General features: G+C 45.4%; 23 protein-coding genes, 1 riboswitch and 1 other annotated feature. Of the genes, 15 read left to right on the forward strand and 8 right to left on the reverse strand.

Annotation, left to right across the window (positions count from 1 at the left end; all coding sequences use genetic code 11):
* Positions 1 to 131 precede the first annotated feature (131 nt).
* Together thiE and pyrG are read right to left on the reverse strand one after the other, a co-directional pair.
* On the reverse strand, positions 132 to 797 hold the full coding sequence (gene thiE, locus DK428_RS05540) for a thiamine phosphate synthase (RefSeq protein WP_109064832.1): 666 nt from the start codon (positions 795 to 797) through the stop codon (positions 132 to 134).
* A 69-nt stretch (positions 798 to 866) separates the two neighbouring features.
* Positions 867 to 965: riboswitch (TPP riboswitch) on the reverse strand.
* Positions 966 to 1,107: 142 nt separating this feature from the next.
* Positions 1,108 to 2,742 (reverse strand): glutamine hydrolyzing CTP synthase, encoded by a 1,635-nt coding sequence (gene pyrG, locus DK428_RS05545; protein ID WP_005702085.1) that lies wholly within the window; start codon positions 2,740 to 2,742, stop codon positions 1,108 to 1,110.
* 236 nt (positions 2,743 to 2,978) lie between these two features.
* Here pyrG and brnQ point away from each other — a divergent pair, with 236 nt between their 5' ends.
* The 12 genes from brnQ to hisIE all read left to right on the forward strand — a co-directional run bounded on the left by brnQ (position 2,979) and on the right by hisIE (position 13,896).
* Positions 2,979 to 4,280, forward strand: coding sequence for a branched-chain amino acid transport system II carrier protein (gene brnQ / locus DK428_RS05550; RefSeq protein WP_109064857.1), 1,302 nt, complete (start codon positions 2,979 to 2,981; stop codon positions 4,278 to 4,280).
* A gap of 126 nt (positions 4,281 to 4,406) precedes the next feature.
* Positions 4,407 to 4,546 (forward strand) — a sequence feature (His leader region).
* Between the two features lie 31 nt (positions 4,547 to 4,577).
* Positions 4,578 to 5,477 (forward strand): ATP phosphoribosyltransferase, encoded by a 900-nt coding sequence (gene hisG, locus DK428_RS05555; RefSeq protein WP_109064833.1) that lies wholly within the window; start codon positions 4,578 to 4,580, stop codon positions 5,475 to 5,477.
* Between the two features lie 75 nt (positions 5,478 to 5,552).
* Positions 5,553 to 6,839, forward strand: coding sequence for a histidinol dehydrogenase (gene hisD, locus DK428_RS05560; RefSeq protein ID WP_109064834.1), 1,287 nt, complete (start codon positions 5,553 to 5,555; stop codon positions 6,837 to 6,839).
* Between the two features lie 12 nt (positions 6,840 to 6,851).
* Positions 6,852 to 7,907: a histidinol-phosphate transaminase gene (hisC, locus tag DK428_RS05565; RefSeq protein ID WP_109064835.1), complete on the forward strand. Its 1,056-nt coding sequence runs from the start codon at positions 6,852 to 6,854 to the stop codon at positions 7,905 to 7,907.
* Positions 7,908 to 8,050: 143 nt separating this feature from the next.
* Positions 8,051 to 9,139 carry a bifunctional histidinol-phosphatase/imidazoleglycerol-phosphate dehydratase HisB gene (gene hisB, locus DK428_RS05570; protein WP_065242980.1) on the forward strand — a complete coding sequence of 363 codons (1,089 nt, stop codon included), beginning with the start codon at positions 8,051 to 8,053 and terminating at the stop codon, positions 9,137 to 9,139.
* 48 nt (positions 9,140 to 9,187) lie between these two features.
* Positions 9,188 to 10,000, forward strand: a complete 813-nt coding sequence (locus DK428_RS05575) for a hypothetical protein (RefSeq protein ID WP_109064836.1) — start codon at positions 9,188 to 9,190, stop codon at positions 9,998 to 10,000.
* A gap of 3 nt (positions 10,001 to 10,003) precedes the next feature.
* Complete coding sequence (gene hisH, locus DK428_RS05580) at positions 10,004 to 10,600, forward strand: imidazole glycerol phosphate synthase subunit HisH (RefSeq protein ID WP_109064837.1); 597 nt, start codon at positions 10,004 to 10,006, stop codon at positions 10,598 to 10,600.
* A gap of 180 nt (positions 10,601 to 10,780) precedes the next feature.
* Positions 10,781 to 11,236: an IS200/IS605 family transposase gene (gene tnpA, locus DK428_RS05585; protein ID WP_109064838.1), complete on the forward strand. Its 456-nt coding sequence runs from the start codon at positions 10,781 to 10,783 to the stop codon at positions 11,234 to 11,236.
* A gap of 78 nt (positions 11,237 to 11,314) precedes the next feature.
* On the forward strand, positions 11,315 to 12,061 hold the full coding sequence (gene hisA, locus DK428_RS05590; RefSeq protein WP_109064839.1) for a 1-(5-phosphoribosyl)-5-[(5-phosphoribosylamino)methylideneamino]imidazole-4-carboxamide isomerase: 747 nt from the start codon (positions 11,315 to 11,317) through the stop codon (positions 12,059 to 12,061).
* Entirely contained in the window at positions 12,043 to 12,816 is a 774-nt protein-coding gene (gene hisF / locus DK428_RS05595) for an imidazole glycerol phosphate synthase subunit HisF (protein WP_109064840.1), read from the forward strand. The genes hisA and hisF overlap by 19 nt, the downstream gene beginning before the upstream one ends.
* Positions 12,817 to 12,929: 113 nt before the next feature.
* Complete coding sequence (locus DK428_RS05600; RefSeq protein ID WP_109064841.1) at positions 12,930 to 13,274, forward strand: hypothetical protein; 345 nt, start codon at positions 12,930 to 12,932, stop codon at positions 13,272 to 13,274.
* 13 nt (positions 13,275 to 13,287) lie between these two features.
* The gene (gene hisIE, locus DK428_RS05605) at positions 13,288 to 13,896 is read left to right on the forward strand and encodes a bifunctional phosphoribosyl-AMP cyclohydrolase/phosphoribosyl-ATP diphosphatase HisIE (protein ID WP_109064842.1); all 609 of its coding nucleotides are present in this window, start codon (positions 13,288 to 13,290) and stop codon (positions 13,894 to 13,896) included.
* Positions 13,897 to 13,946: 50 nt separating this feature from the next.
* Here hisIE and nfuA read toward each other — a convergent pair whose 3' ends face one another.
* Together nfuA and DK428_RS05615 are read right to left on the reverse strand one after the other, a co-directional pair.
* Positions 13,947 to 14,531, reverse strand: coding sequence for a Fe-S biogenesis protein NfuA (gene nfuA / locus DK428_RS05610; protein WP_109064858.1), 585 nt, complete (start codon positions 14,529 to 14,531; stop codon positions 13,947 to 13,949).
* 110 nt (positions 14,532 to 14,641) lie between these two features.
* A complete protein-coding gene (locus tag DK428_RS05615; protein ID WP_109064843.1) occupies positions 14,642 to 15,328 on the reverse strand; it encodes a phosphoribosyltransferase family protein in 687 nt (228 codons plus the stop codon).
* Between the two features lie 159 nt (positions 15,329 to 15,487).
* Between DK428_RS05615 and DK428_RS05620 the strand changes: the two genes are divergently transcribed.
* Complete coding sequence (locus DK428_RS05620; protein ID WP_109064844.1) at positions 15,488 to 16,303, forward strand: Cof-type HAD-IIB family hydrolase; 816 nt, start codon at positions 15,488 to 15,490, stop codon at positions 16,301 to 16,303.
* Between the two features lie 40 nt (positions 16,304 to 16,343).
* Here the strand turns inward: DK428_RS05620 and purN are convergent, their stop codons facing one another.
* Positions 16,344 to 16,982, reverse strand: a complete 639-nt coding sequence (gene purN, locus DK428_RS05625) for a phosphoribosylglycinamide formyltransferase (RefSeq protein ID WP_109064845.1) — start codon at positions 16,980 to 16,982, stop codon at positions 16,344 to 16,346.
* The gene (purM, locus tag DK428_RS05630; RefSeq protein WP_050694154.1) at positions 16,982 to 18,022 is read right to left on the reverse strand and encodes a phosphoribosylformylglycinamidine cyclo-ligase; all 1,041 of its coding nucleotides are present in this window, start codon (positions 18,020 to 18,022) and stop codon (positions 16,982 to 16,984) included. The genes purN and purM overlap by 1 nt, the downstream gene beginning before the upstream one ends.
* A 182-nt stretch (positions 18,023 to 18,204) precedes the next feature.
* On the opposite strand from purM, the gene DK428_RS05635 reads away from it, so the two are divergent.
* Complete coding sequence (locus tag DK428_RS05635) at positions 18,205 to 18,702, forward strand: surface-adhesin E family protein (RefSeq protein ID WP_109064846.1); 498 nt, start codon at positions 18,205 to 18,207, stop codon at positions 18,700 to 18,702.
* Between the two features lie 97 nt (positions 18,703 to 18,799).
* Here the strand turns inward: DK428_RS05635 and clpB are convergent, their stop codons facing one another.
* Positions 18,800 to 21,370: an ATP-dependent chaperone ClpB gene (gene clpB / locus DK428_RS05640; protein ID WP_109064847.1), complete on the reverse strand. Its 2,571-nt coding sequence runs from the start codon at positions 21,368 to 21,370 to the stop codon at positions 18,800 to 18,802.
* A 232-nt stretch (positions 21,371 to 21,602) separates the two neighbouring features.
* Here clpB and DK428_RS05645 point away from each other — a divergent pair, with 232 nt between their 5' ends.
* A complete protein-coding gene (locus DK428_RS05645; protein WP_109064848.1) occupies positions 21,603 to 22,226 on the forward strand; it encodes a ComEA family DNA-binding protein in 624 nt (207 codons plus the stop codon).
* Positions 22,227 to 22,318: 92 nt separating this feature from the next.
* Here DK428_RS05645 and DK428_RS05650 read toward each other — a convergent pair whose 3' ends face one another.
* Positions 22,319 to 23,548 (reverse strand): aromatic amino acid transporter, encoded by a 1,230-nt coding sequence (locus DK428_RS05650; protein WP_109064849.1) that lies wholly within the window; start codon positions 23,546 to 23,548, stop codon positions 22,319 to 22,321.
* Positions 23,549 to 23,646 lie beyond the last annotated feature (98 nt).

Here is a 23,646-nt window from a genome sequence, read left to right on the forward strand (position 1 = left end):
ATATGATAAAGCTATTTTGCGATTTTGTCTTGTAAAATTGCATCTCCTTTGATTTTTCTCACTATTTTACCGGGTGAAGTGCGGTGAGATTTTTTAATGGATTTAAATGGTTCCCGATAGAATCGATGCCTTTAGGCGGCATTAAAGTAGTTAAGTAAATTTTTGACCGCACTTTGCCAATCCTCGGCTTGAGTGACCGCACTAATCACCGCAATACTGCCTACGCCCGTCGCCAGAACATCGGCAAAATGCGAGGCTGTAATGCCACCAATGGCGACAGTCGGTATATCGCCTAAATCTTTTACTTGCGCGGCTAAATTAGCAATGCCCTGTGGCGCGGAAGGCATGATTTTAGATTGCGTGGGGAAAATATGCCCGAGAGCAACATAAGAAGGACGTAACGGTAACACCAGATCGACTTCTTCTTGATTGTGGGTGGAAACACCGAGACGCAGTCCGGCTTGTTGAATTGCATTTAAATCCGCCGTGAGCAAATCCTCCTGCCCCAAATGTACGCCGTAAGCCTGATATTTAATTGCCAACTGCCAAAAATCATCCACAAATAACCGCACTTGATGTTGTTTGGCCAAGGCGATGCAGCGGGCGATTTCCTCTTCTGCTTGTTCCGGCGAGCGATCTTTAATGCGAATTTGTAAGGTTTTCACGCCGGCATGAATGAGCCGTTCAATCCATTCGTAACTGTCCACAATAACATACAATCCCAATTTAAATTCGGTGGGCGCAAAAGGGGCGTTGGGTGGAACAATTTCGGCTAAGTGAGACACTGATGTTGGCATAGCAAGCTCCAATGAATGAAATTAATGGAATGTAAAATGAATGAAAAATTGCTTGCTCACAGCGCAATAAGAAAAGGAAAACTTGTTTCCTACGCAGGGATTACCCCAACAGGTTCACGGATCCCGCAATGTTGCGATCTCAGCCTTCCGGCACTCCGACAAGCGGACTTTACTATAATCAACGGGGGAAGAAAGGACAAGGAGAAAACAGATTTTTTGTGAGACAGGTCACAGTGAAAAAACAAAAAGTGCGGTCAAAAATCCAAGTGTTTTTTTGACCGCACTTTCATTTCAATTTTTCAGAAATTCGTTAGTCGGATTTTTTCTGATTGTCTTTTGCCGCTTTCACAAACCCTTCAAATAGCGGGTGACCGTCACGTGGCGTAGACGTAAATTCCGGATGGAATTGGCAAGCGATAAACCAAGGATGGTTTGGTACTTCGATGATTTCCACCAATTTTTTATCGGCGGATAAACCGGTCACTTTCAGGCCTGCTTTTTCAATTTGCGGAAGCAATACGTTGTTTACTTCATAACGGTGACGGTGACGTTCTTCGATAGTTTCGGCGCCGTATAATTGGCGTGCCAGGCTACCTTCTGCCAAATGACATTTTTGTGCGCCAAGACGCATGGTGCCGCCCAAGTCGGATTTGTCACTGCGAACTTCGGTGTTGCCGTCGGCATCTTGCCATTCGGTAATTAAGCCCACCACCGGTTGTTCACAAGTGCGGTCGAATTCGGAAGAGTTTGCGTGGCTCATGCCGGCAACATTGCGGGCAAATTCGATTAACGCCACTTGCATACCTAAGCAAATGCCTAAATACGGAATATTGTTTTCACGCGCATATTTGGCGGTGAGGATTTTGCCTTCTACGCCACGATAGCCAAAGCCGCCCGGCACTAAAATACCGTCTAAGCCTTTTAAGATCTCTACGCCTTTGGTTTCTACATCTTGTGAGTCGATGTATTTAATATTCACGGTTAAACGATTTTTGAAGCCTGCGTGTTTTAAGGCTTCGTTTACGGATTTATACGCATCCGGCAATTCGGTGTATTTGCCCACCATGCCGATGGTGACTTCGCCTGTCGGGTTGGCTTGTTGGTATAACACTTGTTCCCATTCGGATAAATCCGCTTCCGGGCAGGTTAAGTGGAAACGATCACAAATAAAATCATCCAAGCCTTGAGATTTCAATAGCGCCGGGATTTGGTAAATGGAAGACACGTCTTTCAGAGAAATGACCGCGCGTTCCGGTACATTACAGAATAAAGCGATTTTGGCACGTTCGTTTGGTGGCACCATACGATCGGAACGGCAAATGAGCACATCCGGCTGAATCCCGATGGAGAGTAATTCTTTTACGGAATGTTGCGTCGGTTTAGTTTTGACTTCGCCTGCGGTCGGGATGTATGGAACGAGCGTTAAATGCATGAAAATAGTACGTTCACGTCCCACTTGCACGGCAAGCTGACGCAAAGCTTCCAAGAACGGGAGCGATTCGATATCACCCACGGTACCGCCCACTTCCACGATGGCGATATCATGTCCCGCAGCACCATCAATCACGCGCGCTTTAATTTCGTTGGTAATGTGCGGAATCACTTGAATAGTGGCGCCCAAGTAGTCGCCGCGACGCTCTTTGCGTAGTACTTCAGAATAGATTTTGCCTGTAGTGAAATTATTGCGTTTGGTCATTTTGGTACGAATGAAACGTTCGTAGTGACCTAAGTCCAAGTCCGTTTCTGCGCCGTCTTGGGTGACGAATACTTCGCCGTGCTGGGTCGGGCTCATCGTGCCCGGATCGACGTTGATATAAGGGTCGAGTTTCATGATTGTGACGTTCAAGCCGCGCGCTTCCAGGATTGCCGCAAGTGATGCCGCAGCAATGCCTTTACCAAGCGAAGAAACCACACCGCCTGTGACGAAAATATAATTGGTAGCCATAAGAAACCTATATTGTTGCTATTGTGATGGATGGAAAATTTAGGATAAAGATAATTTATCAAGACGGGAGCGTAGTTTACAACAAAGGCGGAATGAACTCAATCGCCGCACGGGTGAATTACGGGAAAGTGCGGTCAAATAAAGCAACATTTTTGTATGTTTTGTACTGTTTCATTACGAATTGCAGGGTTTTTGTAGTAGAATGCCGCGGCTTTTTATTACAAGAGAAATTCATTATGTTTTCACGCAAAGATATTATTGTTTTAGGTATGATGATTTTCGCCCTATTTTTAGGGGCGGGAAACATTATTTTTCCGCCAATGGAAGGCTATACTGCAGGGCAGCACTGGGCGACCGCCTCATTAGGTTTTATCTTAACGGGCGTATTGATGCCGTTTATCACTTTGGTTGTGGTGTCGATTTTAGGACGCGGCGAAGAACTTACCCGCGATTTACCAAAATGGGCAGAAGTGACTTTTTTGGTTACATTGTATTTGGTGATTGGTTCCACTTTCGCTATGCCACGAATCACCAACGTGGCATACGAAATGGCATTAGTGCCGTTAGATCTTGTAGCAGATACACCAGCAACTCACCTGATTTTTGCTGTGGTCTTTAACATTATCGCTATGCTATTTATGCTTAAACCAAATACCATTATTTCCAGCGTTGGTAAATTTATGACCCCAGCGTTGTTGGTGTTATTGGTCGTAGTAACCGTCACAGTATTTATTTCCCCTTTGTCAGAAATTGCCGCGCCAACGAAAAGCTATGCGGATAGTTCTGCGTTGACCACCGGCTTAATCAGCGGTTATCAAACGATGGACGTTTTAGCGGCGATTGCTTTCGGTGGCATTGTTGCCCGAGCGTTAAGTGCGAAAAACGTCACCGAACCGCAGAAAATCATGCGTTACACCGTTTCTGCCGGTTGCATTTCAGTGGTTTTATTAGCCGCACTTTACTTCTCCCTCTTCTATCTTGGGGCAACTAGCAACCAAGTGGCACAAGGCGCTAGCAACGGCGGTCAAATTTTCTCCCGTTATGTGAACGTGTTATTCGGTAAAGAAGGTTCTTGGATCATGTCCGGCATCATCTTCTTGGCAAGCTTAACCACCTTAGTGGGCGTGACCAGTGCTTGCGCATACTACTTCGCTAAATTTTCCCACCGCTTGCCTTATGCCTTTTGGGTGGTGCTGTTTACCATCATGACCACCATTATTTCCGAAAATGGCTTAACCAAATTATTGCAAGTGACCATTCCGGCATTGTTATTGATCTATCCGGTGGCGATTATGTTGGTGGTATTGCAATTCGTCCGCGCCAAACTGCCATGCGTAAAATTAACTTATAACGCCACGATTGCTGTCACCGTGTGTTTTAGTCTGTGCGACAGCTTAAATAACGTAGGATTATTGTCTGATGGCATGAAACAATTCCTTGGTAATTTCCCTTTATATGATAATGGCTTAGCGTGGTTAATCCCTGCATTAGGCGTGATGTTCTTAACGATGTTGGTAGGTAAAAGCGCGAAGAAATAATGGATGAATTTTTATACTGAAGAAAATTTCTGCAAAAAAGCCCTTGCATCGCAAAATTTTCTTGGTTATATTCTATCCATCTTTTGATTAAAAAGGATTCATTATGTACTTAACTAACGCATTACACCATCATCACCGTTTACCTGAATAATCTTTCGGGCATTCGGCGTGTTCGGGAGATAACTTCCGAGTACGAGTGAAATGCAGACATAATTAATCACCGTTTAAACAACCCCTCGGAAGGCAACTTTCGAGGGGTTTTGCGTTTTTAGGTTTTAACAAAATGAGGGCAACAACATGACTGACAAAAAACGTTTACGCATCGCTATGCAAAAGAAAGGGCGCTTAAGCAAAGACTGTGCGGAATTGCTGAGTCAATGCGGCGTAAAAATTAATTGGAACGAGCAACGCCTTATCGCTTATTCAGAAAATATGCCTATTGAGATTCTGCGTGTGCGTGATGATGACATTCCCGGCTTGATCTTTGACGGCGTGGCGGATCTCGGCATTATCGGTGAAAACGTGCTGGAGGAAGAAGAATTAGGGCGCTTGGCTGCCGGAGAAACGGTCGCTTATAAAAAGCTGCGCCAGTTAGATTTCGGTGGTTGCCGTTTATCTTTGGCAATTGATCGCGATCAGCAATACAACGGCGTGCAGGATTTCGCTAATGCCCGCATCGCCACCTCCTACCCGAATCTACTCAAACGTTACATGAAAGCGCAAAACGTGCCGTTCAAAAGCACGTTGTTGAACGGCTCTGTGGAAGTTGCCCCTAGCGCCGGACTTGCCGATGCCATTTGCGATTTAGTGTCCTCCGGCGCCACCTTGGAAGCGAATGGATTGAAAGAAGTGGAAGTGATTTACCGCTCCAAAGCCTGTTTAATTCAATGTGCCGAACCTTTCAGCAGTGAGAAACAAATCCTGGTAGATAGACTGCTCACCCGCATTCAAGGCGTGCAACAAGCCGCGGAATCCAAATACATCATGTTACACGCGCCGAAAAATAAACTTGAAGAAATCACCGCACTTTTACCCGGTGTGGAAAACCCAACAATTCTGCCGCTGGCGCATGACGATTCTAAAGTAGCCATGCATGTGGTCAGCCAGGAAAATCTGTTTTGGGAAACCATGGAGCAGTTGAAAGACATCGGCGCCAGTTCGATTTTGGTGTTACCGATTGAAAAGATGATGGAGTGATTTGTTATTTTCTTTGCGTTGCCAAAGAAAGCAACCAAAGAAAAACAACGTTAAATAAAAGGAAGGTTTTGTATTATGGAAACACTAAATTGGAATAATCTTTCTGCAACAGAGCAACAACAAGCCCTTACCCGCCCTGCGATTTCCGCTTCAAATGAGATTAAAAGTGCGGTGGAAAATATCGTTAAATTTGTGCAACAAGAAGGTGATAAGGCGTTGTTTGAACTCACGGAGAAATTCGATAAAACCAAACTCGACAGCTTGATTGTCACTCCACAACAAATTGCGGAGGCGACAGCGCGTATTCCTGAGCCGTTGAAGAAGGCGATTCAGAATGCTAAGCGCAATATCACTGCCTTTCACGAAGCACAGAAACCACAGGCGGTGGATATCGAAACCCAGCCCGGCGTGCGTTGTCAGGTGGTGACGCGCCCGATTAATAGTGTCGGCTTATACATTCCGGGCGGTTCCGCGCCGTTATTTTCTACGGTGCTCATGCTTGCCATTCCGGCGAAAATCGCAGGTTGTAAGAAAATCGTACTTTGCTCGCCACCACCGATTGCGGATGAAATCCTTTACGCCGCCAATCTGTGTGGCGTGCAAACCATTTATGCGGTGGGCGGTGCTCAAGCAGTGGTGGCGATGGCGTTAGGTACGCAAAGCGTGGCGAAAGTGGATAAAATTTTCGGGCCAGGCAATGCCTTTGTGACGGAAGCCAAACGTCAAGTCAGCCAAATGATTAACGGTGCCAACATCGACATGCCGGCGGGGCCATCGGAAGTATTGGTGATTGCTGATGAACAGGCAGATTCTGAATTTGTTGCCTCCGATTTGCTTTCCCAAGCAGAACACGGTGCAGATTCGCAAGTGATTTTGGTGACGCCGAGCGAAACGCTGGCAAAACAGACCGCACTTTGTGTGGAACAACAGCTTGCCCAACTGCCTCGTGCAGAAATCGCCCGCAAAGCGTTGTCCCACAGTCGTATTCTCATCGCCAAGGATTTGGCGCAATGTGTCGCCATCAGCAATGAATATGCGCCGGAACACTTAATCGTGCAAACGCAAAACGCCCGTGAATTATTGCCTCAACTGGATAACGCCGGTTCTATTTTCCTCGGTGCTTATTCGCCGGAAAGCATGGGCGATTACGCCAGCGGCACCAATCACGTTCTGCCAACCTACGGCTACACGCGCACCTATTCCAGCCTTGGTTTGGCGGATTTCAGCAAACGCATGACCGTGCAGGAACTCACCCCGCAAGGCTTCAAAGATTTAGCCGAAACCGTGGAATTGATGGCGCAGGCGGAACAGCTGGATGCGCACAAAATGGCAGTGAGTTTGAGATTAGCGAAGTTGCAATAAGAGGAAAACCACATGACAATCACAACCCTATCCCGACAAAACGTGCAGGCGCTTACGCCCTATCAATCCGCCCGCAAACTGGGTGGCAACGGCACGATTTGGCTAAATGCGAACGAATATCCCACTTCGCCAACGTTCCAACTTTCGGGCAAAGATTTAAACCGCTACCCCGAACCGCAACCGCAAGCGGTGGTTCAAGGTTATGCCAATTATGCGGGTGTGCCGCCTGAAAATGTGTTGGTGACCCGTGGCGGTGATGAAGGCATTGAGTTGGTTATTCGAGCTTTTTGCGAACCAAATCAAGACGCTATTTTGTTCTGCCCACCTACGTATGGCATGTATGCTGTGAGTGCCGAAACGGCAGGCGTGGCGTGCAAAACCGTGCCATTAACGGCAGATTTTCAACTAAATCTTGCCGAAATTAAACCGCAACTGGAGGGCGTGAAAGTCGTCTTTGTGTGTAGCCCAAACAACCCGACAGGCAATTTGCTCAAACGGTCGGATTTGCTTGAGCTTTTGCAACTCACTGCCGGCAAAGCCATTGTGGTGGTGGATGAAGCTTACATCGAATTTTGCCCTGAAGCGACACTCACAAAAGAGCTGAAAAATTACCCGCACTTAGCCATTATTCGTACCCTCTCCAAAGCCTTTGCCTTGGCAGGATTGCGCTGCGGTTTTGTGTTAGCCAATACGGCGTTAATTCAAATTCTCAGCAAAGTGATCGCCCCTTATCCCATCCCCGTGCCAAGCGCCGACATCGCGGAACAAGCCTTGCAGGCGGAGAATATCGCCCTTGTGCAAGCCCGCGCACAGGAGATTTTAGCCAATCGTCAATGGCTGGCTGAAGCCTTAGCAGACTTGCCACAAGTGGAAAACGTGTACCACAGCGAAGCCAATTATTTGCTCATAAAATGCCAAGATGGCGAGCGCGTTTTCAAGGCGTTGTGGGAGCAAGGGATTATCCTGCGCGATCAAAACAAAGCATTAAATTTACAAAATTGCATTCGGATTACCGTGGGGACGAAGGAAGAATGCGAGAGCGTAGTAGGGTCGATTGGGCAAATCTAACGCTCTACGCCTAGGGTAACAAGTTACCCTAGGTTAGTTATAGCCGTACTCCTTTGGAGTACAAACCAGCTTGCCCCAAAGGGGCAGAATGATACGTAACCTTAGGGTAGCTCGGCTGCCCTAGGCAGACAGAGGAAGAATATATGCAACCCACCCTTTTCATCGACCGCGACGGCACATTGATTGACGAACCGAAAACCGATTTTCAGATCGACAGTTTGGAAAAACTGAAATTTGAACCGAACGTGATTCCCGCCTTGCTTAAGCTCAAAGGCAAGTACCGTTTTGTGATGGTATCCAACCAAGACGGGCTAGGCACGGATTCTTTCCCTCAAGAAGATTTCGACAAGCCGCACAACGCCATGATGGCGCTGTTTAAATCGCAGGGCATTGAATTTGACGATGTGCTGATTTGCCCACACAAACCGGAAGATAACTGCGCTTGCCGCAAGCCGAAAACCAAGTTGCTGAAAAAATACATCCAAAAAAACTTGTTCGATCCTGACCGCTCTTTTGTGATCGGTGACCGAGCTACTGACGTACAGTTGGCGGAAAATCTCGGCATTCGCGCACTGCAATATCACCCTGAAAAATTAAACTGGGATCTGATCGCAGAAAAATTGCTCGGCGAACCCGTTAGCAACATCGGCAACCGCCCGCCACGCTATGCAGAAGTCGCCCGCAAAACCAAAGAAACGGACATCAAAGTGCAAGTGTGGCTGGATGAAACGGGCGTGAACCAAATCAGCACAGGCGTGGGCTTCTTCGACCACATGCTCGATCAAATCGCCACCCACGGCGGTTTCCGCATGAATGTCAGCTGTAAAGGCGACTTACACATTGACGAACACCACACCGTGGAAGACACCGCCCTCGCCCTTGGTGCCGCCTTAAAACAAGCCATCGGCGACAAACGTGGCATCGCCCGCTTCGGCTTCGTGCTGCCGATGGACGAATGCAAAGCGGAATGCGCGCTGGATTTATCCGGTCGCCCGTGGATCAAATTCAATGCAAAATTCAAACGGGACAACGTAGGTGATTTCAGCACCGAACTCACCGAACATTTCTTCCAATCTCTTGCCTTCTCGCTACTCGCCACGCTGCACTTAAAAGCCATCGGCGACAACGACCACCACAAAATTGAGAGTTTATTTAAGGTGTTTGGGCGGACCTTGAGACAGGCGGTGAGAATTGAGGGGGAGGAGTTGCCGAGTAGTAAGGGTGTTTTATAATGCACTTAAATAGTTACTTTTTAATCTGAAATGTTTTAAGGATAGGGTATGTTTGATGAGGAAGATAGTAAATTTATTGAAGAATTTTTAAAAGAAATGAATATTATTGAAGGTAAAGAAAATGTAAGAAATGAAATCATAAAATTACATAAAGAAAGAAGTCTAGATTTAGATAATGAATTTATAAGTAATAATCTTCTGAGTATGGATGATAGCTCTTGTCTTTCTTTGGGATATGAAAATTATTATATTATATTTGAAAAATTTAATGGCAAGCATTTTAGGATTGCCACTCCGATAGGGTTGCTCTTTCATATCAAAGAACTATTAAAAGATAATTATATTTCTAATATTGCTTTTAAAATAGAATCAATTTCTGATCGAGCAATTAGTATGGAAGGGACTGAAGTTGGAGAGAGATTATCTTTTAATTTAACTGAAGTACCAACAGTAACTAGATTATATTCAGAACGTTGCTATTCAGATCAATTCTGGATTACTCATGATAAAAGAAAATCTAGCATAGTGTTTGAAGAGGTAAGCATAAAAGATATTGATAATAATTCTGTAATTACAGATTTAGTTCATATGATTTATTTTGAAGAAAATGGTCAGTTTTATATAAGTCATCTTGATCATGAAAAGATATATTATTCTATTGAGGAATTTGAGAAGAAAGAAACTACTAAAAATCCAAGAATAAAAGGAAAAAAAGAAAAAACTTTTAAAATAGATAATTCTAAAATTCCAATAAATTTCATGTGCAATGGAGAATTTTTTATTTGTAGAGTTTTAGACAGTTTTATATCAAATAAAGAGCTATTAAATGAATACTTTGAAAACATAACTCAACAGGATTAGAAAATGCTTAAGTTAACCATCATCGACACCGCCTGCGCCAACCTCTCCTCCGTCAAATTTGCCTTTGAACGCTTGGGTTATCGCGCTGAAATTACGCGGGATATTCATAAAATCGAGTCTGCCGATAAATTGCTGTTGCCCGGTGTGGGCACGGCGATGGCTGCGATGCGGAATTTGCAGGAGCGCAAGCTGATTGACTGCATCCGCAACGCCACCCAACCGATGCTCGGTATTTGCTTGGGTATGCAGCTGATGACCGAATTTTCCACCGAAGGCAACGTGGCGACGCTAGGCTTAATGAACGGGCAGACAGATCTCATCCCTGACAGCGGCTTGCCGTTGCCGCACATGGGCTGGAATAAGGTGCGTTACACGCCAGACCATCCGCTATTTGCCGGCATTGAACAGGACAGCCATTTTTATTTCGTACACAGCTACGCGGTACAACCCAACGAAAACACCATTGCGACAAGCTGTTACGGCGTGGACTTCTCTGCTGCCATTGCCAATAAAAATTTCTACGGCGTACAGTTCCACCCTGAACGCTCGGGCAAAAACGGTGCATTATTGTTGAGAAATTTTGTGGAGAAGGTGAAATAACCCGTTCCCCAAAGGGGAACGATAATGCTTAACCGTGGGTAATTTATTACCCACGGATTAAAAATGCGATCTAGCTCGAAAAATAAAATAGTGTTGTTGCGATTTCTTTCCACCTAGGGTAACAAGTTACCCTAGGTTAAGCATAAACCTACCCCGTTGGGGTAGAAATTAGGAAAGAAAATGAGCTATACGCGTTTGTTATATCATATTATTTTTCGGACAAAGTATGGTGTGCCGAGTATTAATGAGCAATACGAGAAGGAACTATATCGTTGTATTTGGAAATTTACGCAAGCTCATCATTGCATTTTATATCGTGTAAACGGAATGCCTGATCATATTCATTTATTTGTGGATATTCATCAAACATTGCCGATTTCTGAATTTGTTCGTAAATTAAAAATCACTACGCACCAATTTTTAGAAAGTCATTCCGATTTATTTCCGGATTTTACGGAATGGTCAGTTGGTTATTGTGCACTAAGTTATAGTGAGCGAGATAAAGCAAAAATCATTAATTACATTAAAAATCAGAAGCAACATCATCAATCGCAAAATTTTATAGATGAAATTAAAACACTCTTTCTTGAAGAAGAAATAAAGTTTGATGAAACTTATTTTGAAAAACATTTATAACTACCCCTGTGGGGGTAGGTTTATGCTTAACCTAGGGTGGCTTTGCTACCCTAGGCATACCCGGAGAGGATAGTCATCATGAAAAATGCCATCATCATCCCCGCCCTCGATCTTATCGATGGGCGCGTTGTCCGCCTGCATCAGGGCGATTATGCGCAGCAAACCACTTACAGCGACAATCCTATTGAGCAGTTCGCAAGCTATATTCAGCAAGGTGCGCAGCAGTTGCATTTGGTGGATTTAACCGGCGCAAAAGATCCGTCGAAAAGACAGACAGCACTTATCGGCAAAATTATCGCCGCCACGCAAAGCAATATTCAGGTGGGCGGTGGAATTCGTACCGAACAGGATGTTGCCGATTTGCTTGCGGTGGGCGCGAACCGCGTGGTGATTGGTTCTACGGCAGTGACACAACCCGATATGGTGCAAGGCTGGTTTAACAAATATGGTGCGGAGAAATTCGTGTTGGCGTTAGACGTGCGCATTGAAAACGGGCAGAAATTGGTGGCGATTAAAGGTTGGCAGGAAACCAGTGCGCTGACCCTTGAAAACATCGTGGAAAACTACCGCACTTTTGGTTTGCAGCATGTGCTTTGCACCGACATTTCCCGTGACGGCACGCTAGCAGGTTCTAACGTGCAGCTTTATCGTGAAGTGTGTGCCAAGTTTCCGGATGTACAGTTCCAGTCTTCCGGCGGCATCGGTTCGTTGGCGGATATCGAAGCTCTCAAAGGCACAGGCGTGGCGGGCGTGATTGTGGGTCGCGCGTTGTTAGAAGGCAAATTTAATGTAGCGGAGGCAATCGAATGTTGGCAAAACGGATAATTCCTTGTTTAGACGTACGCGACGGGCAGGTAGTGAAAGGCGTGCAGTTTCGTAATCATGAAATCATCGGCGACATCGTGCCGTTGGCGCAGCGTTATGCGCAGGAAGGCGCGGATGAGCTGGTGTTCTATGACATTACCGCCTCTTCGGACGGCCGCACCGTGGATAAAAGCTGGGTGGAACGCGTGGCGCAAGTCATCGACATTCCATTCTGTGTAGCGGGTGGCATTAAAACCATCGCGGATGCGGAGCAGATTTTTGCTTTCGGCGCGGATAAAATCTCCATCAATTCTCCCGCTCTTGCTGACCCTGATTTGATTTCACGCTTGGCGGAACGTTTTGGCGTACAGGCTATCGTGGTGGGCATTGACAGCTGGTTCGAGCAGGAAACGGGTAAATATTGGGTGAACCAATACACCGGCGATGAAAAACGCACCCGACAAACCAATTGGCAGCTGTTAGATTGGGTGGCAGAAGTACAACAACGCGGCGCAGGCGAAATCGTGTTGAATATGATGAACCAAGACGGCGTACGCAACGGCTATGATTTAGCGCAACTTAAACTGGTGCGCCAAGCTTGCCACGTCCCGCTAATCGCCTCCGGCGGCGCGGGCGAAATGGTGCATTTCCGTGATGCTTTTATTGATGCCAACGTGGACGGCGCTTTAGCCGCGAGCGTGTTCCATAAGCAGATTATTAATATCGGCGAATTGAAGGATTATTTGGCACGGGAAGGCGTGGAAGTACGGCAGTAACACAAAAAAGTGCGGTCGTTTTTGGACGTGTTTTCATATTGATTTTTATTTTCTTGTCTTTAATATACTTCTTGCTAGTTGGTTTTTTGTTAGAAACTAAGGAGACAATTTCCATGAATGAAAAAGAAAAATATCATTTTAAAATTCTAAAACGAATTGCATTAGAGAATAGTACTGTATTCGATAAAATAGCACTAGAATTTGATTTAAATGAGAACCAAATTAAGGACCTTATTGAGTTCCTTGATGGACTTGAACAAAAAGAATTTCATTACAGTGAATTGGAAGAGGGATTGAAACGTATTTCAGAGTCACTAAATTGTAAGAGTATTATTAAATATTTACATGAGAATAAGCAATATCGTTCTGTAGTCCATTCATATTTAAAAAGTATGAAGAATGTTATTCAAGATCTTTCTATGGACTATGCTCCTATTGCAAAAGAGCTAGGTATTTAGAGTAGGAATATAAATGAAAAAACAAGAAATCAATTGGCAAAAAATCAACAACCTCCTCCCCGTTATCGTACAACACGCGACGACGTGCGAAGTGCTGATGCTTGGGTATATGAATCCGGAGGCGTTGGAGAAAACCTTGGCGGAGAAGAAAGTGACGTTCTTTTCCCGTACGAAGAATCGCCTGTGGAGGAAAGGAGAAACCTCGGGTAATTTCTTACATATGGTGGATATGAGTTTGGATTGCGATCAGGACGCGTTGTTGATTTTGGCGGATCCTGTTGGGCCGACTTGCCACACGGGAACGGAAAGCTGTTTTAGTCAGTTGCAAAATGAACCGAATTGGATCTTTTTCAGTAAATTGGAAAAACTGCTGAAGGCACGTAAAGGGGCAGATCCGGAAACCTCTTACACGGCGCAATTATATGCGCGTGGCACGAAACGCATTGCGCAGAAAGTGGGTGAGGAAGGCGTGGAGACGGCGTTGGCGGCAACCGTGAAAGATCGTAATGAAACCATTTGTGAAGCAGCGGATTTGGCATATCACTTGACGGTGTTATTGCAAGATGCGGACTTAAGCTGGGCGGATGTGATTGGTAAATTGAAAGAGCGTCACGCAAAATAGTGCTCGTAGGTAATAAAAAACCACCTTTTCGGTGGTTTTTTTATTTGGGTTTAATAATAAGAATGTTCGCCGCGTTGGTGTTCCGTCACATCTTTTGCGCCTTTTAATTCATCCGGGAAGAGGCTGATTAATTGTTTTTCTACGCCGTCTTTTAAGGTGACGTCCACCATGGAGCAACCGTTGCAACCGCCGCCGAATTGTAGAATCGCATAGCCGTCATCGGTGATTTCCAATAACGTGATTTTGCCGCCGTGACTTGCTAATTGCGGGTTGATTTGGGTTTGAATGACGTATTCCACGCGTTCGATTAACGGCGCGTCATCTGCTACTTTGCGCATTTTAGCGTTTGGCGCTTTTAAGGTGAGTTGTGCGCCTAATTCTTCCGTAACATAGTCGATTTCTGCCTCTTCCAAGAACGGTAAACTGATTTCATCCACAAAGGCGGAAAATCCAGTAAATTTGATTTCCGTGTCGCTGGCTTCTACAGAATTCGGCGGGCAGTAAGATACGCCACATTCGGCACTTGGGGTGCCCGGGTTGACGACGAAAATACGAATATTGGTTCCTTCTTCTTGTTGCTCAAGGAGACGACGAAAATGGGCTTGTGCAGCCTCTGAAATAGATATTTGTTGCATGAAAAAAAAGCTCCCCACAAACTTGATTGATTTTGTCGGGCATGATACGCCTTGTGCGTTTTTTTTTCTACCTTTTGCTGCAATAAATTCGGTTTTTCTTGCCTGTATTTTTAGGTTCGTGCCAAGCCCCATACTTGAATGTGTTCCACGTGCATTTTGCGTAATTGCTTGGCGATTTCGTTGAGGGTGGAACCGGTGGTAATGACATCATCCACCAACGCTACACGACGATAGCGCCGCTGTTTTCCTGTTGGGGTAAGTTGAAAGGCATTTTTCAGGTTTTGACGCCGATCTTTTGCGCTTAAACCACGTTGGGTCGGCGTACGTTTAGTGCGGAGCAACACATCGTTGGCATAGGGAATGCGCAACCATTTTGCTAGTTGGCGAGCCAATAAATCCGCCTGATTATAACCCCGTTGCCATTGACGAAAATGATGTAACGGCACCGGAATAATCACGTCCGGAATCATCAACCAGTGGGTGCGGCGGGCGTTACGAACGGCTAAATACAATAAACGAGCCAGCGTGCGGTCAAGCCAAAATTGTTTTTGAAATTTAAAGCGATGAATCAGCGTGGAAAGCGGTTCGTTGTAACGCCCGATAATCACCATGCGATCCCACGCCGGTTCCTGCTGTAAACAGTTGCCGCAGTGTAAGGCATTTTCCGTCAGTTCCGCACCGCAACAACCGCAATAAGGAAAGCGCCGAATGCTTCGGTTGCAACGGCTACATAAGCCATGTTTGGCAAGTTTAAGGGGGGCGTGGCAATGCACGCAGTTGGATTGAAAAACGTTCACGAAAACGACCGCACTTTATGAAGAGAAAACAGGTTCATCATAAAGTGCGGTGCTTTTTTTCGTTGTTTTTTTAGCCCGATTTTGGGATCCGCCTCGCAAAAATGTTAAAATTAGGCAACATTTCTGCCGGACGTTGAATTTAAAGAGAAGAGAAAAAGTATGACAATCCCGAATTATCGCGACCAAATCAAAGTGGTCTTTTTTGATATTGATGACACGTTGTTTATGAAACAACGTGATTTCCTGCCGGCGACGGTGCCTGTGTTTATGCGTAAGTTGAAAGAGAACGGTATTATTCCTGCCATTGCCACGGGGCGCACCCGCTGTGCTTTCCCGCATAAATTGAATCAGGTGATTGAGCAGGAAGGCATTGATTTGTTTGTGACCATGAACGGGCAGATGGCAAGTTATCGTGGTCAAGTCATTGAGAAACACGTGATTCCAACGGAAAAAATTCGCCATTTAGTGCATTTTTTTGAGCAACATAATATGCCTTATGCGTTTGTGTCGGATCATACGGTAGCGGTTTCGGAGCGGAATTCAGTGGTGCAGTTCGCCATGGATCCGATATTGAAAGATTACATCGTCGATAAAGCCTTTTTTGAAGGAAACGATATTGGGCAAGTGTTGCCGTTTTATCGCGCAGAGCGTGATGAATTTGTGCAAAATTCAGGCATATTGGATGGTTTGCGCGTGGTGCGTTGGCATGAAGACTCCGTGGATTTATTTGATGCGGAAGGCTCAAAAGCCCGAGGTATTCAAGCCGTGGTGAAACATTTAGGACTGCAAATGGACAATGTGATGGCGTTCGGTGATCAATTAAACGATTTGGAAATGTTAAGCACTGTCGGGGTGGGTGTCGCCATGGGCAACGGCCATGAAAAACTCAAAGCGATTGCCGATCATGTGGCGGAACCGCTTGACCAAGACGGCATTTATCGGTTTTTACTCAAAGCCGGATTAATTCACGAATAACATGAATAACGCGCTGAAAAGCGCGTTATTTTTTATGTTGCTAATCAATGGCATAGCCTTGCGGCGGTAAACGGTTTCCGTCTAAATAGGCGTGATTGTCAATTAACCTCAGCCTTCCTTCAACAAACCACTTAATGACCAACGGGTAAAACCGAATTTCTTGCTCTTTCACCCGATCTTCAATGTCTGTGATGTTATCTTCGGGGAAAATCGGTACTTTGGCTTGTAGCACAATGGCGCCGCCATCCACTTTTTCATTCACAAAATGAATGGTCATACCGTGTTCCGTCTCGCTAGCTTCCATGGCGCGTTGATAAGTATGCAACCCTGAGTATTTCGGCAATAAGGAAGGGTGAATGTTGAGAATTTTTCCCGCAAAGCGTTGGGTAAATTCTGCGCTAAGGATTTTCATGTAGCCCGCAAGCACAATTAAATCTGCGCCGAGATTGTCGATTTCATCACCAATATGGCGATCCATGTCAAGGTTGTTGGCGTAGTCGCTACGCAAAAAAGTGCGGTGAAAAATACCCGCACTTTTTGCCCGCTGTAGCCCAAAGGCATCAGATTGATTGCTGAATACGCCTACGATTTCGGCGTTGATATAACTCGATTTACAGGCATCAATAAGAGCCTGTAAATTCATGCCATGGCCGGAAATAAGAACAACGATCTTCTTCATTAACGAATAACAACTTGTTCTTTATCGTCTTGGGTAAGATGTTGGATTTCACCAATAACCCAGGCTTTCTCACCCGCTTGTTGTAGTAAGCCAAGGGCGGTTTCCACATCTGCTTTCGGTAATGCCACAATCATGCCTACGCCGCAGTTAAACGTGCGGTACATTTCGTGGTCGGTGATGTTGCCATGTTGTTGTAACCAATCGAAGGCTGCCGGCCATTGCCAACTGTTTTCATCAATGACTGCTTTTACGCTGTTTGGCAATACGCGCGGGATATTTTCCCAGAAACCGCCGCCGGTTAAGTGGGCGATAGCGTGAACATCAACGTGTTTGATCAGTTGTAAAATCGATTTCACATAAATCTTCGTTGGCGCCAGCAAGTGATCCGCTAAAGAACGACCGTCTAGTTGTGCCTCGGCAGGGTTTACGCCGGCAACATCAATGACTTTACGAATTAACGAATAACCGTTGGAATGCGGCCCGCTGGACCCTAGGGCGATTAACGCATCGCCGACTTTGACTTGGCTGCCATCAATGATTTCGGATTTTTCCACCACGCCTACACAGAAACCGGCAAGGTCGTAATCGCCTTGGTGATACATACCCGGCATTTCAGCCGTTTCACCGCCAACCAAGGCACAGCCTGATTGTTCACAGCCGTTGGCAATGCCTTTAATTACGCTGGCGGCGACATCCACGTCTAATTTACCTGTGGCGTAATAATCCAGGAAGAACAACGGTTCGGCACCTTGCACCACCAAGTCGTTTACGCACATGGCGACAAGATCAACACCAATGCTGTCGTGACGATTTAAATCAATGGCTAAACGCAATTTTGTGCCGACGCCGTCGGTGCCGGACACCAAAATCGGCTCTTTATATTTAGCCGGAATCGCACATAAGGCACCAAATCCGCCTAAGCCGCCGATGACTTCAGGGCGGGTAGTCCGTTTGACTTCAGGTTTGATACGTTCGACTAACTCGTTACCGGCATTGATATCCACACCGGCGTCTTTGTAACTTAAGGATGGTGTACTCACGATGGTTTCCCGTTGATTTATGAAAATAAAATGAATTAGGGCGCCATTGTACACGCTTACGCAATCGTTTGCGAGGTGCTAAGAGGATTTTTCTCCAAAGGCGTGCTTTCAATTAGCTATTAGATGGAAATTGTGACAAAATGAAACACATAGGAACAGTTCGGAATAAAAAGGAGTCTGCTATGAAAAAAACGATCGCTATTTTAACCGCACTTTTACTGGCTGCCTGCACCTCCTCCCCTTCAACTAAACCTGCGTCTGCGCAAACTCATGCAAAAGCGCCGGAAGAAGTCTCCATCACGCCGCCGAAGAAAACCAAAGCGGGTTTCTTACAACTTATGCCCGGTATTTTTTATTATGTTGACGTGGATTCCATTTGGGTTGATGACAAAGATAAACGCCTTGTGCATTTTGATGTGGTGATTAATTTAGATAAAGGGCTGTATGTGTTTAAAGAACACCCGGAACTTTACGCGAAATCTATCCGCCAATATAAAACTTTAAATTGCGAGAATTTTGCGTTTACTCACGCACGGAGCGATTTCTATGCGGATTTCTGGGGCGATGGCATTCGCACCACCTCCAAACGCCAAGCTCAGCACACCATTACGCTACAACCGCAATCTTCGTTGTATATCCTTGGTCAAGTGATATGCGCTAACGTTTATCATCGGAAGTAGGAAAAGAAAAAGTGCGGTGAATTTTGACCGCACTTTCTGTCATTGAGATAACAAAAAAGCCATTTAGCATTCACTAAATGGCTTTTGTTTTTATGTTTTATTGTTTAGCCACAATTTTGCCGTCAACGTAATCCACGCTAATCGGTTTTTCCGGTAACAAACTGCCGGAAAGGATTTGTTGCGCTAACGGGTTTTCAATTTCTTGCTGAATTGCACGTTTTAATGGGCGCGCGCCGTAAATCGGGTCATAGCCGATTTCGCTGATGAAATCGAGAGTCGCATCCGTAAAGGTCAACACATAGCCACGGCTTTCCATGCGGTTGATTAAGCGTTTTAACTGAATTTCCGCAATGGCGCGAATGTTGTCTTTATTCAACGGATGGAACACCACGGTTTCGTCAATTCGGTTAATAAATTCCGGACGGAAATGTTGACTCACCACAGACATCACTAACGCTTTCATGTCATCGTAGCTTTCTTCTTGGTTGCCTTGAATCAAATCAGAGCCCAAGTTAGACGTCATGATCACCACCGTATTGCGGAAATCCACGGTTCTGCCTTGTCCGTCGGTTAAGCGGCCGTCATCCAACACTTGCAACAAGATGTTGAATACATCGTGGTGCGCTTTTTCCACTTCGTCGAGCAAAATCACGGAATACGGGCGACGACGCACGGCTTCGGTTAAATAGCCGCCTTCTTCATAGCCCACATAACCCGGAGGTGCGCCGACCAAACGGGACACGCTGTGTTTTTCCATGAATTCGGACATGTCGATACGCACCATGGCATCTTCGCTGTCGAATAGGAATTTTGCCAAGGTTTTACACAATTCGGTTTTACCCACACCGGTTGGCCCTAAGAACAAGAAGGAGCCAATCGGACGATTCGGATCGGAAAGACCGGCACGGCTACGACGAATGGCGTTTGCCACGGCATCCACGGCTTCGTTTTGCCCGATAACGCGTTTATGCAATTCTTCTTCCATACGCAAGAGTTTTTCTTTTTCGCCTTCCATCATTTTGGAGACCGGAATGCCGGTGGCTCGGGAAAGCACTTCGGCAATTTCCTCGTCGGTCACGCGGTAGCGTAGTAAGGTCATTTCCTTGCCTTCGCTCGTTTCTGCTTGCGCCAATTGTTTTTCCAGCGATGGAATTACACCGTATTGCAATTCGGACATTTTATTTAAATCGCCTGCACGACGGGCTTGTTCCATTTGGGTGCGCGCATTTTCCAGTTCTTCTTTAATGTGCTGCGTACCGGAAAGGGCGGCTTTTTCGGATTTCCACACTTCTTCCAGTTCGGCATATTCACGTTCTTTTTCCGCCAATTCTTTTTCTAACATCTCCAAGCGTTTGCGGCTGGCATCGTCATCTTCTTTCTTCAATGCCTGCTGTTCCAGCTTCAACTGGATAATACGGCGCTCCAAGCGATCCAATGGCAACGGTTTGGAATCGATTTCCATCCGAATGCTGGATGCTGCTTCATCGATCAAGTCGATGGCTTTATCCGGCAACTGGCGATCGGAAATATAACGATTCGACAGGGTTGCCGCTGCGACAATCGCAGGGTCGGTAATTTCAACGTGGTGGTGCAATTCATAACGTTCTTGTAAGCCACGCAAAATAGCAATGGTATCTTCCACGCTTGGTTCGCCCACAAACACTTTTTGGAAACGACGTTCAAGAGCCGCGTCTTTTTCAATGTATTGGCGGTATTCGTCTAACGTGGTTGCACCCACACAATGCAATTCACCACGTGCCAAACTTGGTTTTAACAAGTTGCCGGCATCCATTGCACCGTCGGTTTTACCCGCACCCACCATGGTGTGAATTTCATCAATAAATAAAATGACACGGCCTTCTTCTTGCGCTAATTCTTTCAATACGGCTTTCAGGCGTTCTTCAAATTCACCGCGATATTTTGCCCCGGCGATTAACGCGCCCATATCAAGTGAAAGTACGCGTTTATTTTTCAAGCCTTCCGGCACTTCGCCGTTCACAATACGCTGTGCCAATCCTTCCACAATAGCGGTTTTACCCACGCCCGGTTCACCGATAAGCACCGGGTTGTTTTTGGTGCGGCGTTGCAACACTTGAATGGTGCGGCGGATTTCTTCATCACGCCCAATCACCGGATCCAATTTGCCACTTTCCGCGCGGGCGGTTAAGTCGATAGTATATTTTTCTAAGGCTTGGCGGCTTTCTTCCGCGTTTTGATCATTCACGTTTTGTCCTCCACGAATATGATCGATGGCTTGTAAAATTTGTTCTTTTTTCGCACCGCACTTTTTCAGTATTTCGCTGACGGCGCCTTTTTCTTCTAAGGCGGCAAGTAAAAAGAGTTCGGAGGAAATAAATTTATCCTGCCGTTGTTGCGCCAATTTGTCGCATAAATTCAAGATGTTAAGCAACTGACGGGAAAGTTGTACATCACCGCCATTGCCGGACACTTGCGGAAGTTTGGCAAGTTCGTTGTTGAGTTCGTTACGCAACACGGCAACGTTCACGCCGCTTGCGGTTAAAATCGGCGCCACTGAGCCGTCTTGTTGATTTAACAACGCGCTCAATAAATGCACCGGTTCAATAAATTGATTATCTTTGCCAATTGCCAAAGATTGCGCTTCAGCAATGGCCTGTTGGAATTTGGTCGTAAATTTTTCAATATTCATAGTATTTCCTTTTTTGCTCCATTGATGTTCTGTTGAACATTTGTTCACCAGATTTAAATAAGATCGTTTTGAGTGATTTCAAGGGAAGAAAAGATAAATTTTTAATTTTTTCTATTAATGTTTTCTTTTTGATAGGTTTTGCTTTTACTGAACTTTTGACGCATAATTTTTTCTAATCACAAAATTTGCCGTTAAAGTGCGGTCGTTTTTAAATTTATCAAAGGAAAAACAAATGAAACTATTAAAATCTCTGCTTGCATTGGTCACTGCTATGACTGTATCCACTACCGTATTGGCTGAAGAAAGTGTGTTATCGGATGTGAAAAATAATGCCAAAACTGCGTGGCAAACGGTAAAGACCGAAGCTAAGGAAGTTGGCGGTCAAGTGAAAAAGGGCGCCATTAAAGTGAAAGATGGGGCAGTGGAAGTTAAAGACAAAGTGGCCGATAAAATGAAATCGGCAAAAGAGGCAACAAAAGAGACCTTTACGGAGGCCAAAGATGCCACGAAAGAAAAATTCACCGAAGCTAAAGATGCCACCAAAGAGAAATTTTCTGAAGGCAAGAAAGCGGTAAAACGTCAATTTAAAAATGAACAGCCCGCGCAAGTCGAAGACAAATCGACCGTAAAAGAGGGTGCCAAATCAAGTGCAACCCGTAGCAAAAAAGTAGATATTAACAGTGCCGATGCGGAAACGTTGCAAAGCCTGTCCGGCATTGGTGAGGTAAAAGCCAAAGCGATTATTGAATATCGTGAGAAAAACGGCAAAATCAAAAACTTGGAAGAGTTATCCAAGGTACCGGGTGTAGGCGATTCCACTTTAGAAAAAATTAAACCGCATGTTCGATTTAATTAAGATTACCAAGAAAAACAAAGGGCTGTGTGAACAGCCCTTTGTTTTTATATGCTCTGTAAGAACAAAAAGTGCGGTGGGAATTTTCGTTAAATTTACCCCACCACTTTTGGTAGAACGCCGGATTCCATCAGGAAAAGAATGGCGATAATTAAGAGGCCAACGATCAAGGCAAGCACCAACATGAGATTACCGCCGGCTACGCGATAGGGCAGATCTTTGTATTGTTGTCTGGTTCGCCATGCCAAGCCGATAGGTAAAATGAGACAGTAGAAGGCACACAATAAACCGGCGTAGCCTAGGGCAGCGATAAACCCATTCGGGTAAAACAATGCGAAGATTAGCGGCGGAATAAAGGTGGTAGCGGTGAGGCTAAGACGATTCGCCGGGATTTTTGTCCGTTTGAATAAGTCATTTAAGCCTTCAAACAAGCCAAGCGCTACGCCTAAAAAGGATGTGATTAAGGCTAGCGAATAAAACACCGGAAGAATGCTGCTTAACATATCACTGCCGGTTAACGTTTTAGTGGCGTTAATTAAACCGGTGATGCTTGGGTTTTCTTTTAAAATGGCAATAAATTCATTTTGACTGAAGATGCCGTGAGTGGCTAATTGCCATAATAGGTAAGCGCAAAGCGGAATGGCGGTACCGATAATAATCGCCATTCTGAAGCGTTTAACATCGCCATCCAAGTAATTATTAATGCTGCCCATGACCACGTGGAAACCGTAAGAGGTGAAAAACACCGGACCGGCAGACAAAATTAAGGCGTAGTCTAAAGGCATTTCCATGAGATTTGCCGGTGCAATTTTCGGCAACATCATGGCGAGCACTAAAATGAACACCAAAATTTTGCCTGAAAACAGTAAGCGGGTAATACCGTCCACGCCTTTGGTTCCGATAACCACAAAGGCGCCTAAAAGAATGGTAAAAATCAAAATAGAGGCTTTTAAATTGGCATCGCCTTCGCCGAAGAAGTTTTCCGGTAAAGCACTGGCTAAGACTTCACCACCGCCGGTCATGTAGGCCGCAGATAAGGCATAAAGTAAGATAAATAAAGACACCGTTGAAATGATGCGTCCCGGAATGCCGAAGTATTTTTCTGTTAAGGTGGCTACGCCGTCATCTTTGCGTTTGGCGGTTTGGTACACTTCAACAAAAAGCAGTCCGCTGTAGGCAAGAAGTAACCAAAGTCCGATTAATAATGCGGCGGTGAAACCGAAACCGATCCCGGCCGAAGTAAGCGGCATCGCTAACATCCCGGCACCAATGGCGGTTCCGGCAATGATTAAGGCGCTACCTAGTGTTTTATTTTTTAATAACATAAGCTAATTCCAAAAAAAGTGAAGGCGCATTATCGCATAAAATCACCTGAGATTAAGGATTTTATACGAAAGTGCGGTTGAATTTTTAGGTGTTTTTG

This window comes from Aggregatibacter kilianii (assembly GCF_003130255.1).
GTDB lineage: Bacteria > Pseudomonadota > Gammaproteobacteria > Enterobacterales > Pasteurellaceae > Aggregatibacter > Aggregatibacter kilianii.

Coding starts and splice junctions, on each gene's coding strand:
- thiE (WP_109064832.1), bottom strand. CDS start 797: ATGCCAACATCAGTGTCTCACTTAGCCGAAATTGTTCCACCCAACGCC.
- pyrG (WP_005702085.1), bottom strand. CDS start 2,742: ATGGCTACCAATTATATTTTCGTCACAGGCGGTGTGGTTTCTTCGCTT.
- brnQ (WP_109064857.1), top strand. CDS start 2,979: ATGTTTTCACGCAAAGATATTATTGTTTTAGGTATGATGATTTTCGCC.
- hisG (WP_109064833.1), top strand. CDS start 4,578: ATGACTGACAAAAAACGTTTACGCATCGCTATGCAAAAGAAAGGGCGC.
- hisD (WP_109064834.1), top strand. CDS start 5,553: ATGGAAACACTAAATTGGAATAATCTTTCTGCAACAGAGCAACAACAA.
- hisC (WP_109064835.1), top strand. CDS start 6,852: ATGACAATCACAACCCTATCCCGACAAAACGTGCAGGCGCTTACGCCC.
- hisB (WP_065242980.1), top strand. CDS start 8,051: ATGCAACCCACCCTTTTCATCGACCGCGACGGCACATTGATTGACGAA.
- DK428_RS05575 (WP_109064836.1), top strand. CDS start 9,188: ATGTTTGATGAGGAAGATAGTAAATTTATTGAAGAATTTTTAAAAGAA.
- hisH (WP_109064837.1), top strand. CDS start 10,004: ATGCTTAAGTTAACCATCATCGACACCGCCTGCGCCAACCTCTCCTCC.
- tnpA (WP_109064838.1), top strand. CDS start 10,781: ATGAGCTATACGCGTTTGTTATATCATATTATTTTTCGGACAAAGTAT.
- hisA (WP_109064839.1), top strand. CDS start 11,315: ATGAAAAATGCCATCATCATCCCCGCCCTCGATCTTATCGATGGGCGC.
- hisF (WP_109064840.1), top strand. CDS start 12,043: ATGTTGGCAAAACGGATAATTCCTTGTTTAGACGTACGCGACGGGCAG.
- DK428_RS05600 (WP_109064841.1), top strand. CDS start 12,930: ATGAATGAAAAAGAAAAATATCATTTTAAAATTCTAAAACGAATTGCA.
- hisIE (WP_109064842.1), top strand. CDS start 13,288: ATGAAAAAACAAGAAATCAATTGGCAAAAAATCAACAACCTCCTCCCC.
- nfuA (WP_109064858.1), bottom strand. CDS start 14,531: ATGCAACAAATATCTATTTCAGAGGCTGCACAAGCCCATTTTCGTCGT.
- DK428_RS05620 (WP_109064844.1), top strand. CDS start 15,488: ATGACAATCCCGAATTATCGCGACCAAATCAAAGTGGTCTTTTTTGAT.
- purN (WP_109064845.1), bottom strand. CDS start 16,982: ATGAAGAAGATCGTTGTTCTTATTTCCGGCCATGGCATGAATTTACAG.
- DK428_RS05635 (WP_109064846.1), top strand. CDS start 18,205: ATGAAAAAAACGATCGCTATTTTAACCGCACTTTTACTGGCTGCCTGC.
- clpB (WP_109064847.1), bottom strand. CDS start 21,370: ATGAATATTGAAAAATTTACGACCAAATTCCAACAGGCCATTGCTGAA.
- DK428_RS05645 (WP_109064848.1), top strand. CDS start 21,603: ATGAAACTATTAAAATCTCTGCTTGCATTGGTCACTGCTATGACTGTA.
- DK428_RS05650 (WP_109064849.1), bottom strand. CDS start 23,548: ATGTTATTAAAAAATAAAACACTAGGTAGCGCCTTAATCATTGCCGGA.